The sequence below is a fragment of the Mangrovibacterium lignilyticum genome (assembly GCF_010882175.1).
Classification (GTDB): Bacteria; Bacteroidota; Bacteroidia; order Bacteroidales; family Prolixibacteraceae; genus Mangrovibacterium; species Mangrovibacterium lignilyticum.
The window spans coordinates 1,278,400-1,294,194 of record NZ_WKLH01000001.1 but is presented as its reverse complement, the minus strand read 5'-3'; the positions used below and the strand labels follow the sequence as shown (position 1 = coordinate 1,294,194).

The window sequence follows — 15,795 nt, the reverse complement described above, 5'->3', positions numbered from 1 at the left end:
TTTCCCATCAGACCAATACGGATTTAGTGAATTGAATTGTTCCAACGTGCAATTTCATGTCGGGGATGAAAATTATAATTGTGTTAGTTTATTTGTTTTTATATCAATCAAGCATATGGCACCAAACAGAAAAGTAAGAACCAATCAGGTCGCAGTAAAACGACTCATTTTATTAAACCGTTACTACCGGATAACCCGCTTTTACGAGTTTCTTCGTGATACTTCACTTAAAGGAGGCATCGTCATTGCAGCTTTTGTATTATTGTTGGTTGGCTTGGAATATTTTGTACTCGATTTTAATGCGCTTTTGAATAGCCTGGTCGAATTGTATTCTCCTATAGTTGTGTTTGTCACATTTGGGCTTTCCGAGACTATTTTGGGTTTATTGCCGCCTGAGATCTTCATCGCCTGGGCTTCGAAAGCAGAGACACCTTGGCTGTTTCTATTGGTATTGTCATCCTTGTCGTACCTAGGAGGTATTGTCGCTTATTCATTTGGCAACCGCTTATTTTTAATCCCATCGATAAAAAATCATATCGAAACGAAGATTGAGAAGCACATTGTCAACCTTCGAAAATGGGGTGGCTTGTTTGTATTTATTGGTGCCATGTTGCCTTTGCCTCATTCGATTGTTAGCCTCGCTTGCGGACTGATAAAATATAACTTTCGCAGTTATCTGCTTTGGGCGCTTTTCCGGTTCGTACGCTTTACCATTTATGCGTTCATCATTTTTCAAATCTTTTAGGTTCTTCTGATCGTAAATGTTGATTTTGTAGTTACGGATAAGAATGAACTAGCCGCTTTCTTCATTTGAGGAGGGCGCTAATTTTTTCTTTCAGTCATTGATTGTGCTTATTTGTTAACGCTTTATAAATCGATGGAGTGATCTCTTAGATTCGTTTGTGATTTCAGACAAGGACATCTATTTTTAGCTCCTCATCCCAATTTCAAATTCATGAACCGTTATTTGCTTTTCATTTTCTTGTTTATCATGGCTTGTCAAACGACTACTTTAAAAGTTGAACCCGGTATTTCTCAAACATTGGCCGATTGGCGTTCGGCTAATCTAAGTCAGGTGAATTACCAATTAACGTTTCAGATACCGGCCGATAGATCGGAAGCGATTACCGGAACGGTGTTGGCGACTTTTCAACTGTCAGAAAATAGCGATAACCTTCAGTTCGATTTTAAAGGAAAGGGTGCTGAAGTACATCAGGTAATGGCCAATGGAACGGAAATTCCAGTACACTTCGAAGAAGAGCATGTTGTGGTTGCCAGTCGCTTTCTTGAGAAAGGAGAGAATAAGGTAGAAATTAGTTTTACTTCGCCCGATCAATCGTTGAATCGGAACGACGAATTTTTATATACGCTTTTTGTTCCGGACCGGGCTTCAACGGCTTTCCCCTGTTTCGATCAACCCAACCTGAAAGCCAAATTCACGCTTCAACTGGATGTACCCTCCGATTGGAAAGCAGTTGCCAACGCACCCGTTGAAAAGGTGGAACAACATGATTCCGAGACAATTCATTACTTCGCACAAACAGAACCTCTGCCCACTTATTTATTTGCTTTTGTTGCCGGCCAGTTTGAAACGGTCAGCCGGGAGCACAACAATCGCTTGTATACCTTGTATCATCGCGAGAGCAGTCCCGCAAAAGTGGAAAATAACCTGGATGACATTTTCAACCTTCTGTTTCTATCGGTTGACAGTATTGAAAACTATACGGATATTCCTTATCCCTTTGCAAAGTATGATTTAGTCGTTGTTCCTTCCTTCCAATATGGCGGAATGGAGCATCCGGGTGTAACGCTTTATCGCGATTCTCGGATGTTTTTGGAAGGAAAACCGACGCCCAAAGAGTTGCTCGACCGGGCAAATTTGATTGCCCACGAAACATCACACATGTGGTTTGGCGACTTGGTGACCATGCCTTGGTTCGATGAAGTGTGGCTGAAGGAAGTGTACGCCAATTTTATTGCCGACAAAGTGACATCTCCCTTGTTCCCCGAGTTCAACCAGGATCTCCTCTTTTTGATGGCTCATCAGGATGCCGCCTACTCAGTCGACCGGACGACCGGCACGAATCCGGTAACCCAGCCATTGACGAACCTGAAAGATGCCGGTAGCTTATATGGCTCAATTATTTATCACAAAGCTCCGGTAGTGATGGGAATGCTGGAAAACCGAATTGGCAAAGAGGCCTTGCAAAAAGGCTTGCAGAAATACCTGAAAAACTACAGCTACGGGAATGCCGGATGGGATGAGTTGATCGCATTACTCGATCAGGATGGGACGTTGAAAGACTGGTCGCATGTTTGGGTTGAAGAAGCCGGCCGCCCACAATTGAAGGGCGAAATTACAAACGGTAATCTGGTAATAGACCAGCTCGATCCGCAAGGGAATGGTCGAATCTGGCAACAAAATATTGACGTAGTATGGCCGCAAGGCGATAGCCTCGTTCATCAGCAGGTTCGTATTTCGCAGCAGGAGACGATACTGAAGTCTGTGTTACCGAAGGATGGCGTCGATTGGTTCTACCTGAATGGGAATGGGAAAGCGTATGGTTTTATTGAAATCGATCAGGCGACACAAAACTATCTTTCAGCAAACCTTTCAGCAATTCCTGATGTGTTGCTTCGGGCTTCAGCTTGGATTGACCTGCATGAAAACATGTTGGAAGGAACGATGCAGCCTCTTGCATTTGCGATAGCGATCATTCAAAATCTACCGACAGAAAAAGATCAGGTACTGTATGAACGGATGTTGAATTATTTGTCGGGATGCTATCAGTACAACCTGACAGAAAGCGAAAAGGACAGTTTGCAACAGCGGGTGGAGGACTTAATTACAGACCAATTGGCAATTCACCCGGAACGCACCAATGCCTTGAGCAATGCAGCTATTCAGTTGTTTCGGACACCGAAGGGGTTGAATGTATTATACACGAGCTGGGAGCAAAAAACCTTAGCCGGAAGTCCGTTGACCATTACGCAGCTGACCAATCTTTCGTTGGTGCTGGCCTTGCACTTGCCCGAAAAAGAAACTTCTATCTTAGATGAGCAGGAAGCTCGTTTGGAGAATCCGGATATGAAGGCTCGCTTTCAATTCATTCGTCCGGCTGTATCGCCCGATGAAGAAATCCGCGACAGTGTCTTTCAGTCTTTTGCTCAGGTTGCCAATCGCGATCACGAGCCTTGGGTGCAAACGGCATTGTTTTACCTCAACCATCCCGGGTTTTCTGTCGGCCGTGAAAAGTATATTGAGCCCGGATTGGCGCTTTTGCCGGAAATTCAACAAACCGGCGATATATTTTTTCCTCAGGGATGGGTCAGTAGTTTGCTGCGTGGGCATAAAAGTGCTGAAGCAGCTGAAATCGTTCGTCGTTTTTTGGCTGAAAATCCCGACTTCCCGGAGCCACTGCGTCTGAAAGTGTTGCAGGCGGCAGACGATCTGTTGAAACAACATCCGGCTTCAAACTAAATAGTCATGCTCGAATATCGGATTGAAAACTTAGCTGAAAAGAAGTTGGTTGGCTGCCACAGACGCATGTCGTATGCCGCTAACCAAACGGCTGAGTTGTGGAAATCATTTATGCCCCGACGCAAAGAGATCAAACATGCAGTCGGTCCCGATCTGTTTTCCGTTCAGTACTATCAACCCGGATTCTTTCACACATTTCAACCTGAAACAACATTTGACACATGGGCAACCATGGCCGTGAGTGATTATGGCCAAATTCCCGAAGGAATGGTGAAGCTTCCTTTGGCAGGTGGTCTGTATGCCGTTTTTCGTTACAAAGGTTTGCCCGGTGAAGCCGCGCCCGCTTTTCAATGGATAATGGGAGAGTGGTTGCCTGCTTCGGACTACGAGCTGGACGACCGTCTTCACTTTGAAATATTGGGTGAAAACTACCGCAATGATCATCCCGATTCGGAAGAAGAAATCTGGATTCCCATCCGAAAAAGATAGCTACCGGGGACAACGCTTTCAACAGGGATTCAAATCACCAATTCGATCCAAATATTTTCAGATAATGCTAAAAAAGATTTGGAGTGATTCAGGGGAATGTCGTAAATTGTATAGGAATTACGGTAGAGGCCTTCCCCAAGATCAGGCTTCCTGAATTTTGAGTTTTAAGCGTTAATTAAATATTCAATTCTTTTGTTCTGGTGGCTTAAAGACTTCCCCTTTAAGCCACTTTTTTTTATCAAAAAACTCGATATCGAAATCCGAAGGAAAGTCCGATAATATCTCTTAGCGTTATTGTTTTATTTCCGACTGCACTAATAAGGTACAAGTCGTTGGTACTGATTTCGTAAAAGAAAGAGAATTCCTTACCTCGGTGTGAGTCATTTAGTTGCCATGTGAATGCCTGGCCTGCAAAAATATTAAATCGTGTATCGACTGCCCAGAAGTAGTAATTTTCAGGATATCGATCGGGGAGCTTGGTCCAAAAATATTCTCCAAATATTTTGTTAATATAAATCCCGGTAGTTAATGGCTCGATAAAGAAACCATCTTTTATAGTAAGCCGCCATGGGGTGTAGGTTTGCTTTAAGGTTGTTGTCATATGCCCTTTTTGATTTTGTGTTTTAGGGATAAATCCTAAATACCAATCGGTTTCCCATTGATTACGTTTCCCATAGTACCAACCGACACTTCCTGAGAACATTCCCATGGAACCGGCAAACTGCAGTTTATTCTGCTTTGGGATCAGCCGCGCCCAACGGCTTTGGATCTTTTCCTGCTTTTCTTCTCTGTAACTTTGGCTAATGGGTGCAATTTGGGCCTGTAGATCGAAGCCGTAAATTAGCAACAAGAGGCATAGGATATATCGTAGTTTTCTCATAAGGAAATGCTTAGTAGTATTCGACAGTGAAGTTGTATGAATCGGGAGTCACAGTAAATAGTAAATAGCTTCTACTTTCCATGTCATCGCATCCGTAGTACATGATTCCATTGTCGAAGAAGTCCGATTCATTGAGTTTGTGTTGATGTGCATGAAGGCAGAAGCGAACATTTTTGTATTGCTCTACGATGTAATTGAACATCAAGACTGCATTGTTATTGAACTGTTCGTCGTACGGTGCTGCATGCATTACCACAATCGTTTGATCTATGTCTGCGCTGTCGTTGACAAAGCCAAGCATATAATCAAAGTCCGGGACTGGAGTTGAATAGTTAAATTCAAGGGCGTTAGTGTTCAGGCAAATAAACCGCGTGCGGTGACTGATGAAGGTGAAATTGAAATCGCCGTAAATTTCGTTATAAACATTTTTCCCGTGTCCAATAACATCATGGTTACCGATGAGAGAGACAAATGGAACGTTTAAATTCTTCATGATGTCGTAAATCCACTTGTATTCTTTACTTAGCCCAAAATCGGTTATGTCGCCTCCGTGGATGACAAAATCAACATCATCTCGGTTGTTCAGATCATTGACGAAATCCTCCGTTTCATCATAGAAGCGTTGTGTGTCACCCATGAATGCAAAACGCAGGGTGTCGGACAAGTCATCCTGAGCTTCAATTTCTTCTATATTAGATTGATTCACGCCGGTTTGGTCGAAGGCGTCAGTGTCGTAGGGATGGTATTCAAATAACTCACACGATGTAGTGAGTAATAGGCACACCAATAACAGCCACCGTCCCGATAGAAGAGGTGTAATTGTTTTCATATTTTTGTTTAATGTTTCCGCTGTAAAGCTACTAAAGTTGGAAAGACGTTAGTTCCGACACTATGTGAGGTTTAATGTTAAGTTAATAATGGTTGCAAAAGTCAACTATTATTTGATTGGCTTTTTTGAAAGAGGGAAACTTCATAGGGTGGCCGGGTGAAGTGCGACACCTGCTTGTCTTTCCATGAGTATATTTTACTGCATTCGAGGTAAAAAATTTTAACTTTGTGCCTTTCAAAAAAAATCAGAAAAGGGTATGCAAAAGAAAATTATGTTGCTGGGCTCAGGCGAATTGGGGAAGGAATTTGTCATTGCAGCGCAGCGTTGGGGACAAACCGTGATTGCAGTCGATAGTTATGCCAATGCTCCGGCGATGCAAGTGGCGGATATGTTCGAAGTGATTAACATGCTTGACGGCTCGGAACTGGATCGGATTGTGGAAAAACACCAGCCGGATCTAATTGTTCCGGAGATTGAAGCGATTCGCACCGAACGTTTTTACGATTACGAAAAAGCCGGTATTCAGGTGGTTCCTTCAGCCAAAGCAGCCAATTTTACGATGAACCGCAAAGCAATTCGCGATTTGGCAGCTAAGGAGTTGGGGTTGCAGACTGCAAATTATCGTTATGCCAAAACATTCGAAGAGTTGAAGGCCGGCGTTGCTCAAGTCGGCATTCCCTGCGTAGTGAAACCGCTCATGTCTTCTTCCGGGAAAGGCCAATCGACCATTAAGTCGGAGGCTGATATTGAAAAAGCCTGGAAGATTGCAGCGGAAAAAGGCCGTGGCGATGCCGGTGAGGTAATCGTGGAAGCATTCGTTCCGTTTGTCAGTGAAATTACCTTGCTGACAGTGACTCAAAAGAATGGTGAAACGTTGTTTTGCAAGCCGATTGGACACCGCCAGGAACGGGGAGATTATCAGGAAAGCTGGCAGCCTGTTTTGTTGCCTGAAGGTTTCGAGGAAGATGCACAACAAATGGCTGCGAAAGTAACCAAAGCTCTGGGGGGAGTTGGAATCTGGGGTGTTGAGTTTTTCATTACCAAAGAAGGAGTTGTATTCTCTGAATTATCGCCTCGTCCGCACGATACCGGAATGGTGACTTTGGCCGGAACACAAAACCTGAGCGAATTTGAATTGCATTGCCGGGCGGTGTTGGGCTTACCGATTCCTGAAATCCGTCAGGAGAAAGCCGGTGCCAGCGCTGTTGTTCTTTCAGCGATCGAAGCTACCAACCCGACATATACCGGTTGGGATCTTGTTTGCCAAAATCCACGTGCCGATTTCCGTATTTTTGGTAAAGAATCTGCCCGCCCTTACCGTCGTATGGGTGTTGTGGTGCTCAATGCTGAAAATGGAACCGATGCCCTTGAATTGCAACAGGAAGCCCGCGAGTTGGCTGATTTGGTTGAGGTAAAAGCTTCGTGCAGAGATTAGATACAAACGTCTAAAATAGGATGAAAGAAGAGGCCACATGCCTCTTTTTTGTATTTTAGTCCGAACTAAACGGAATGACTATGACGCGCTTATTCTCATTCGTCCTAATCTTACTGGTGATTAGCTGTGGTAAGGATTCGGAAGATCCAATGGAAAACTCATCGGCAGGTCTGTATTTTCCGCCAATTAACTCAAGTACTTGGGAAACTGCCGCTCCCGGAAGCCAGGGATGGGATGAAACCGCGTTGACTGATTTGTATACCTACCTGGAGGAACAAAACACCCGGGCCTTCATTATCCTGAAGAACGGTAAAATTGTGGTCGAGAAATATTGGGGCGAAACACTGATAGGCAATGAGCCATTTGATAAAGACAGCCAATGGTATTGGGCATCGGCCGGCAAAACACTGACTGCCTTTCTGACCGGAATCGCCCAACAAAACGGACTATTCAGCATCAACGATAAAACGTCTGATTATTTGGGTGAAGGGTGGACAAGTGCTCCAAAAGAAAAAGAAGATTTGATCACCATCCGTCACCAGCTGACGATGACAACCGGACTGGATTATACGGTCGACGACCTGGATTGCACTGATCCTTCCTGCTTGCAATACAGAGCTGATGCCGGCACGCAATGGTTCTATCACAATGCTGCTTATACGCTCATTGAGCAGGTCGTTAGCAATGCAGCCGGCATGAGCTATAGTCAGTTTACCAACGAGGAAGTGGAAGCGGCAACAGGAATGAGCGGCACCTGGATTCAGACCGGAGAGAATAATGTGTACTACAGTTCGGCCCGCACAGCTGCTCGCTTCGGGCTGCTTTTGCTGAATAAAGGTACCTGGGATGAAACGACTATTCTTTCCGATCAGGATTACTTTGCAGCCATGACGACTACCTCGCAGGAGCTGAATTTGTCCTACGGTTACTTAACGTGGTTGAACGGGAAAGCATCTGTAATTTTCCCGGGAGTAACGATTCCGCTATATTACTCGATTGCTCCGGCAGGCCCCGCCGATATGTTCGCAGCCATGGGGAAAAACGGACAATTTATCGATGTTGTTCCCAGTCAGAATATGGTGGTGGTGCGCATGGGAGAAGCACCCGGCGATGCACTGGTTCCCTATCAGTTACATTTTACGATGTGGGAGAAAATTGCCGATGTAGTTTCGTTTTGAAGATCTTAGTCCGGCTGCCTTTTGCAATGCAATTCTACTTTTCAGACTTTTTTATCTTTTATAACTACAACAAAAACAGGATGTTAAATCAGTTTAAATTTATCCTGCAATAATATTTCGGATTCAAAAAATTCCTACTTTTGACTTCAAATTAAAGGACGGTATGCTTATACTTCTGACATTAACACATTCTTATCGTCGCCTTTTCAACTGCCTGATGTTCTACGATCAGGTAGCCTAATCCTGTTTGCCTGTTTCGCGTATCAGAAACAGGAGACTTCCTCTTTGTCAATTTAGAACGTAATACACTTTGTTCGCGAGTAGCGTGAATAAAGGATTTTTAGGATTATAACTTTCCGCAGACCAACCATTACAACAATGAACACAAGCATCCAACATAAAAGTCCGGAGCGAACAGCCGGCTCCGAAAGTAATTTCAAAGATCATCTTTCGCTGGGGCCGGGAACCCTGTTGAACGACCGCATTCAGCAACTGCGCGCGTTAAGTGTCGATACCGAGCCTTCGCTCGATATTGAGCGCGCTTTGATTGAAACCGCCTTTTACAAAGCCAATGCCGGCAAGTATTCCATTCCTGTTATGCGGGCTTTGAACTACATGGAGATTTGCAAACAAAAAGCCATCTACCTGGGCGAAGGTGAACTGATTGTTGGCGAGCGCGGGCCGAAACCGAAATGCGTGCCGACTTTTCCAGAGCTGACTTGCCACAGCGTTGAGGATTTGAATGTGCTGAATACCCGTGAACTGCAACGATACACCATTTCACAAGAGGATATCGATACTTACGCAAAAGAGGTGATTCCTTATTGGGAAGGCCGGACCATGCGTGAGCGGATCTTCAACTATGTGCCAAGCGAGTGGAGTGCCGCTTATGAAGCTGGTTTGTTTACCGAGTTCATGGAGCAACGCGCACCCGGGCACACCGCCCTCGACGGCAAGATTTACCGGAAAGGACTCCTTGACTTTAAAAAGGATATTCAGGCGCATATCGATCGGTTGGACTTTATGAACGATCCGGAAGCGACGGATAAGCTGGAAGAACTGAAAGCGATGGCGATCTCCTGCGATGCAGCAATTGTTTTTGCAGAGCGACATGCTGATTTGGCAGAGGAGCAAGCCCTGACTGAAAAGGACCCGAAGCGTCATGCCGAGTTGCTGAAGATTGCCGAGGTGTGTCGTTGGGTACCTGCTCATGCACCGCGTACCTTCCATGAAGCGATTCAGATGTACTGGTTTATGCACCTGGGAACCATCACCGAGCTGAACGGTTGGGATGCCATGAACCCCGGACACTTCGACCAACATTTAGAACCTTTTTACAACCAGGAACTGGAAGCGGGAACATTGTCGCGCGACCAGGCCAAAGAGTTGTTGTGCTGTTTCTGGATTAAAGTTAATAACCACCCGGCTCCGCCCAAAGTAGGTATCACAGCCCGTGAAAGCGGCACTTATAACGATTTCACCAACATCAATATTGGTGGTGTTCGTCGCGATGGATCGGATGGAACGAGCGAGCTTTCGTACGTTATGCTCGAAATCATCGAAGAGCTGCACATCCTGCAGCCGGGAAGTTCCATTCACATCAGTGCGCGCACACCCGAACGTTTTCTGAAGGCTGGCTGCAAGGTTATCCGTCAGGGACATGGTTACCCGTCGGTTTTCAACCCCGATGTGTATGTCATGGAATTGTTGCGGCAAGGTAAATCGCTGGAAGATGCCCGCGAAGGTGGATGCAGCGGTTGTATAGAAGTGGGCGCTTTCGGAAAAGAAGCCTACATCCTGACCGGCTACCTGAATGTTCCGAAGGTACTGGAAGTGACATTAAATAACGGGATTGATCCGGTGACCGGTAAGAAAGCCGGGATTGAAACCGGTGATCCACGCGGGTTCAAATCTTTTGACGAGTTGTACCAGGCCTTCCTGAAACAGCTCAACTTTATCGTTGATCAGAAAATACGCGTGAGCAACTACATCGACCGGATGTTTGCCAAATACGCTCCGGCTCCGCTGTTGTCGGTGCTGATGGACGATTGTATTGTCAAAGGCCGCGACTATTACGATGCCGGTCCACGCTACAACACCAACTACATTCAGTGTACCGGCTTGGGAACGGTAACTGACAGTTTGAGTACGCTGAAGAAACATGTGTTTGACGCAAAGACCTTCGACATGAATACCATTCTAGAGGCGGTATCGAAAAACTTCGAAGGCGAAGAAATTCTGCGCCAAACAATACTGAATAACACGCCGTTTTTCGGCAACGATGACGAACAGGCCGACAGCATTGCGGTGCAGGTTTACAACGACCTGTTTGCTGCCATCGACGGCAAACCAAATACCAAGGGCGAAACATTTCACCTGAATATGTTGTCGACCACTTGCCATGTATATTTCGGGAAAGTGATGGGCGCCACGCCAAACGGTCGTCTCGCTTTTAAATCGATTTCCGATGGTACTTCACCTTCGCATGGTTGCGATGTGAATGGCCCGTCGGCTGTGATTCGTTCACTCACTAAAATCGACCAGACCAAGTCGGGTGGTACTTTGCTGAATCAACGTTTTCTGCCTAGTTTGTTGAAACGCGATGAAGACATCACGAAATTGAGTAAGCTCATTCGTAGTTATTTCTCGCTGGGAGGTCATCATATTCAGTTCAACATTGTGGATACTGCGACCTTGCTGGCTGCGCAGGCGTGCCCCGAAGATTACAAAGATCTGTTGGTACGCATGGCCGGTTACAGCGATTATTTCAACCACATGAACGAGGACCTGCAGCAGGAAGTGATCGACCGGACCGAAAATGAATCGTTTTAAGCAGCAACGATGGGAAAAGGTCTGATTTTCGACATTAAAAAATACGCCATTAACGACGGGCCGGGCATTCGGGTGACCATCTTTTTCAAAGGATGTCCGCTGTCGTGTGTGTGGTGTCATAACCCGGAAAGTATGCTCGATCACGCCCAGAAAATGTACACGGCAAACAAATGTATCGGGGCAGTGAAGTGTATCGAAATTTGCCCTTACGATGCGCTGAAACTAACACCCGACGGGATTGTAACCGATGTAGAACGCTGCACCCTGTGCGGCAAATGTGCGGAGGTTTGTCCGACCAAAGCCAGCGAGATGTCGGGGCGTGAGTACCAAACGTCGGAGCTGATGCGCATCATCGAACGCGAGACAATCTTCTTCGATCATTCCGAAGGGGGAGTGACATTCTCGGGAGGAGAGCCGCTGATGCATCGCGAAAAGCTGATTGACCTACTCGACCGTTGCGGGGAGCGGGATATTCATCGGGTGGTCGATACCACGCTGTTTGCCAAAAAAGAGCTGGTGCTCGAAGTGGCCAAACGAACCGAGCTGTTTTTGGTCGATCTGAAAGCCTGGGATTCTGATGTGCATCGGAAATACACGGGCGTTCCCAATGAGCAGATCCTGCAAAACATTCGGGTATTGGCCGAAAATGGCAGCGACTTCATTATCCGGATCCCTTTCATTGACGGGGTGAATGCCGATGAAGAAACGTTGCGCAACGAAGCCGCTTTTCTGGCTTCAATACCTTGGGCACGTAAGGAGGTAAACCTGTTGGCCTATCACGATATTGCGAGGAATAAGCACCAAAAGTTGGGGTCTAACTATGAACCCGGTGAATTGCGAACTCCTTCGGAGGAAATGATGCAACTGGCTCAACAAATTTTTGCAGATCAGGGGATAAAAACCACTGTTGGAGGATAGAAGAAATCGTTCTGATATAAATCCAAAAACCTTCGTCTTCCTGTTATAGGGAATAGGCGAAGGTTTTTTTTGTTTTGTATGTAGAAGCGGAAAATAGCGCGTCTCTAAGGACTACCGAAGATATTTATCCGTCTGCCAATTTTCAGGATTGGTTGCAATATAATGTCGGATTCGTTCAAACGGTTCATCGTTGCGGATGATGTGATCGTGGTACCGCGGTTGCCAGGCAAATCGGATTTGATGTTTCCTGGCGTAATTGGTTACGCCAATTTTGAACCCGCGAATAATGGATGTCAAATTTTGCGGTTGGGGACCAAATTGATTGTGGGATGGTAGAGGCGCAAAATTTTACGCCTCTACACGGACGTCAATGGTATCCGGATCGGTTTTTTGGATGACAATAATCCCGCGCACATGGTTTGGCATGACAATGAATTCGTCCAACACCACAGAGGGGAAATGATTCGGGATTTCCAGTCAACATTGTTGCGGCATGGTACCGATCACTGATGCCTGCATTTTTTCAATCCCGATCTGTTCTCTGTTTTGTGTGCAAATGAGTACAAAATAGGCCGCAATACTGCCGTAATCCCAATGCCGCAGCCGTGTTGAAGGTATCCTGTATCTATTTTGAAATTTCTCGCTCATGCATGATTCGTAACTCTTAACAATTTACGAAACTTCCCAATTGGGCTATCGGGTTTCCTGTTTATTGATGTTGAAAGACAAGGATGTGGCAATTGAAAGGACACTATTGACAGTCTCTTAGGCTGATCCATTTGAACGAGCTTTACGTTTTGCAGGTCTTCCGGATGTTTTCGCGGATTGTGCAGAAGCGTCTGCATAGTTTGCAGGAGCATTCGCGTCTCTTGCGATGGCGTCTGCGTATTTTGCAGAGGAGAATCTATCTCTTACAGGAGAGGTTCTCACTCTTTAATAGGAGAGTTTATCTCTTACAGGAGAATATGCATCTTTTGCGAGAGAGCTTCCGGCTCTTGCGATAGCATTTTAATCTCTTGCGGGAGGGTTTCCGACTTTTGCGATTAGGTCTGCGAAGCTTGCAGAAGGGTTTGCGCCCTTTGCGGAGGAGTGGAGGAAGCTTGCAGTGAAATTAAAAGCTCCAGCCTTTGAGAGACCGGAGCTTTAGAAATATCTGAGATCTTATTTTTATTCTTCTACGCCAAACACCTGCGATGTTTGGAAGCTTTCTCCGGGGGCAACAGTGATCATGTAGTCGAACGAAGCAGTTGCTTCAACACATACAAAGTTGGCAAAACCATCATCGGGCATGTCGCCCATTCCGGCGCAAGCTTCTTCGGCCGGGTTCCAGACGGTTGTTACCTTACTGCCTGCTTTTTCAATGGTGATGCGGCGGCGGAAACCCTCGTCGGCAATGGCCACCGGTGTTTCCGTATTCTGGTAATGGCGGGTAAGTGGTTCGCTGATCTGCAACACGTCTTCGTCTTGTTTGCCGGTTTCACCAGTCAGCTGGTTGAGGTAGCTCAATCCTTTCAATCCTTCAATGCCGATGTGGGCAATGTCCGAGATGAAGAAGTAGCTGTGCAGCGCACATCCGTACTCAAAGCTTTCGGCCGATGTATTTTTTACGTCCAGGGTTACCGTCAGTGTTGTCCCAATCGTCAGGTGCATCACCGCTTCAAAGTCGTATGGCCAGTATTTCCTGGTTTCTTCCGATGACTTCAGGATCAGATCAACCTGCGTTTCTCCGTTCGGAAGGCTTTTGGTTGCCAGCACATCCCAATACATCAGGCGTGCAAAGCCATGCTGGGGAAGGCTGCTGTCTGTTTTGTGCGGGCCAAACCACGGGAAACAAACCGGAATACCGCCACGAATCGCTTTTCCTTCTTCGTAATTCGATTCGGAGCTCATCCACAACATTTCCATGGTACGCACCGGGCGGAAACTGGTCACATGGGCACCGTAAAGGCAGATGTCAGCATCCGCATATTTATTCGAAACGTTGATGAAAACGAGCTCGCCGTCCATTTCCATGAACCCAACTTCACCTTCAATTCCGAACTTATCATCTAATTCATCTGAGTCTATCATGTTGATTGATTTTTGGTTTGTTGATTAATAAATGGCATTGAATTTTTCCATGACCACGGCTTTTACTTCGTCCATATCCATTTTGCGGCCCAGCTCGCGCTCCAGTGAAGTCACCCCGTAAGTCAGAAACCCACATGGGTTAATGTAGCTGAAGTAACGCATGTCGGTATTGACGTTGAGGGCAAAACCGTGCATGGTGACATAGCGGCTCACGCGCACGCCAATGGCGCAAATCTTGCGCGCTTTCGCCGGAATGTCGCTGTCGAGCCACACTCCCGTAGCACCCGGATTGCGGCCTGCCGAAATGCCGTAGTGGGCGAGGGTCGCGATAATGGCGTCTTCCATCTTCTCGATGTACTCGCGTACCCCGATGTGGTAGTATTCCAGGTCGATGATCGGGTAGCCAACCAGCTGTCCCGGTCCGTGATAAGTAATGTCGCCACCCCGGTTGATCTTGATGAAAGTCGCTTCAATCTTTTTCAGAAACTCGCCGTGAACAAGCAGGTTGTGCTCGTCGCCGCTTTTTCCCAACGTATAAACGTGCGGGTGTTCGACCAGTAAAAAACGGTTCAGGGCTGTTGGGCCATTGTTGGCTTTTTTATCTGCCTGTACATCCGCCAGGATACTTTCCTGGTAATCCCAACAGGCTTTGTATTCTTTTAACCCCAGGTCTTCGTATGTAAATTGTGCCATAAGTGTTTCAATTTCAAGTTTCAAATTTCAAAAGCTGCAAGCTTCAAGTTGCCTGTCATCCAGACGTTGGACGTTTGTTGCAACTGAATACTGCGAACTGGCTATGCTTCGGCGTGCATTTCGGCGCGGTAGCTCGAGCGCACCAGCGGGCTGCTTTCGACGAAAGAAAAACCCTTTTCGAGCCCAATTGTTCGGTACTGCTCAAATTGTTCGGGTTCAATATAGTTTACAACGGGTAGGTGAGCCGTCGTTGGTGCCAGGTACTGGCCAATGGTCATCACCTTGCAGCCCACATGCAGCAGGTCGTCCATGGTTTGTAAGACCTCTTCCCTGGTTTCGCCCAGGCCCAGCATAATGCCCGACTTGGCAACGCGTCCGCTTTCAGCAATGATCCGTAACACCTCCAGGCTTTGCCGGTATTTGGCAACACTCCGAATTTGCGGAGTGAGTCGTTCAACGGTTTCCATGTTGTGCGAGATGACTTCGGGCTCCGTGGCAATCACCTGTTCGATCAATTCTCTTCGTCCCTGAAAATCGGGAATCAGCACCTCGAGCTTGGTGGTTGGATTGACAGCCTTAATCTCGCGAATGGTTGCCACCCAGGCTGCAGCACCTAAATCGGGTAAATCATCGCGATCGACCGAAGTGACCACGGCATGTTTGAGCTGCATGAGGCGAATCGATTCAGCCACGCGACTGGCTTCTTCTGGATCGGTTGGTAGTGGCTTACCGCTTTTTACGCCGCAAAACTTGCAGTTGCGGGTGCAGATCTCGCCTAAAATCATGAAGGTTGCGGTTCCGCGGTTCCAGCATTCGCCAATGTTGGGGCAGTTGCCGCTGGCGCAAATGGTGTGTAACCCATGCTTGCCCACCAGGTTTTTTACTTTCGAGTAGCTTTCACCTTTTGGCATGTTCATCTTCATCCAACGTGGCAGACGAGGCCGAGGCTGTGTGTCTTCACTCATGATTTTTGGTAATTTTCGGGTAAAA

General features: G+C 46.5%; 12 protein-coding genes. 7 read left to right on the top strand and 5 right to left on the bottom strand.

What is annotated here, in order from left to right; genetic code table 11:
• Positions 1–115: 115 nt before the first annotated feature.
• The 3 genes from GJV22_RS05305 to GJV22_RS05295 all read left to right on the top strand — a co-directional run bounded on the left by GJV22_RS05305 (position 116) and on the right by GJV22_RS05295 (position 3,970).
• Positions 116–745 (top strand): YqaA family protein, encoded by a 630-nt coding sequence (locus tag GJV22_RS05305; RefSeq protein ID WP_163709739.1) that lies wholly within the window; start codon positions 116–118, stop codon positions 743–745.
• A 210-nt stretch (positions 746–955) separates the two neighbouring features.
• On the top strand, positions 956–3,481 hold the full coding sequence (locus GJV22_RS05300; protein ID WP_163709736.1) for a M1 family metallopeptidase: 2,526 nt from the start codon (positions 956–958) through the stop codon (positions 3,479–3,481).
• Between the two features lie 6 nt (positions 3,482–3,487).
• Positions 3,488–3,970, top strand: a complete 483-nt coding sequence (locus GJV22_RS05295) for a GyrI-like domain-containing protein (RefSeq protein ID WP_163709733.1) — start codon at positions 3,488–3,490, stop codon at positions 3,968–3,970.
• Between the two features lie 238 nt (positions 3,971–4,208).
• Here the strand turns inward: GJV22_RS05295 and GJV22_RS05290 are convergent, their stop codons facing one another.
• Positions 4,209–4,850 (bottom strand): hypothetical protein, encoded by a 642-nt coding sequence (locus GJV22_RS05290; RefSeq protein ID WP_163709730.1) that lies wholly within the window; start codon positions 4,848–4,850, stop codon positions 4,209–4,211.
• Positions 4,851–4,860: 10 nt separating this feature from the next.
• Positions 4,861–5,679 (bottom strand): metallophosphoesterase family protein, encoded by an 819-nt coding sequence (locus tag GJV22_RS05285; protein ID WP_163709727.1) that lies wholly within the window; start codon positions 5,677–5,679, stop codon positions 4,861–4,863.
• Between the two features lie 256 nt (positions 5,680–5,935).
• On the opposite strand from GJV22_RS05285, the gene purT reads away from it, so the two are divergent.
• The 4 genes from purT (at position 5,936) to GJV22_RS05265 (ending at position 12,042) form a co-directional block, all read left to right on the top strand.
• Positions 5,936–7,114: a formate-dependent phosphoribosylglycinamide formyltransferase gene (gene purT / locus GJV22_RS05280; RefSeq protein ID WP_163709724.1), complete on the top strand. Its 1,179-nt coding sequence runs from the start codon at positions 5,936–5,938 to the stop codon at positions 7,112–7,114.
• Between the two features lie 80 nt (positions 7,115–7,194).
• Positions 7,195–8,292, top strand: a complete 1,098-nt coding sequence (locus GJV22_RS05275) for a serine hydrolase domain-containing protein (protein ID WP_163709721.1) — start codon at positions 7,195–7,197, stop codon at positions 8,290–8,292.
• A gap of 378 nt (positions 8,293–8,670) precedes the next feature.
• Positions 8,671–11,124, top strand: coding sequence for a trans-4-hydroxy-L-proline dehydratase (gene hypD / locus GJV22_RS05270; protein WP_163709717.1), 2,454 nt, complete (start codon positions 8,671–8,673; stop codon positions 11,122–11,124).
• A 9-nt stretch (positions 11,125–11,133) separates the two neighbouring features.
• Positions 11,134–12,042 (top strand): glycyl-radical enzyme activating protein, encoded by a 909-nt coding sequence (locus GJV22_RS05265; protein ID WP_163709714.1) that lies wholly within the window; start codon positions 11,134–11,136, stop codon positions 12,040–12,042.
• 1,167 nt (positions 12,043–13,209) lie between these two features.
• On the opposite strand, the gene GJV22_RS05260 is transcribed toward GJV22_RS05265, so the two are convergent.
• The 3 genes from GJV22_RS05260 to lipA all read right to left on the bottom strand — a co-directional run bounded on the left by GJV22_RS05260 (position 13,210) and on the right by lipA (position 15,770).
• Positions 13,210–14,112 carry a D-hexose-6-phosphate mutarotase gene (locus tag GJV22_RS05260; protein ID WP_163709712.1) on the bottom strand — a complete coding sequence of 301 codons (903 nt, stop codon included), beginning with the start codon at positions 14,110–14,112 and terminating at the stop codon, positions 13,210–13,212.
• A gap of 24 nt (positions 14,113–14,136) precedes the next feature.
• Positions 14,137–14,805, bottom strand: coding sequence for a lipoyl(octanoyl) transferase LipB (lipB, locus tag GJV22_RS05255; RefSeq protein ID WP_163709709.1), 669 nt, complete (start codon positions 14,803–14,805; stop codon positions 14,137–14,139).
• 101 nt (positions 14,806–14,906) lie between these two features.
• On the bottom strand, positions 14,907–15,770 hold the full coding sequence (gene lipA, locus GJV22_RS05250; RefSeq protein ID WP_163709707.1) for a lipoyl synthase: 864 nt from the start codon (positions 15,768–15,770) through the stop codon (positions 14,907–14,909).
• Positions 15,771–15,795 lie beyond the last annotated feature (25 nt).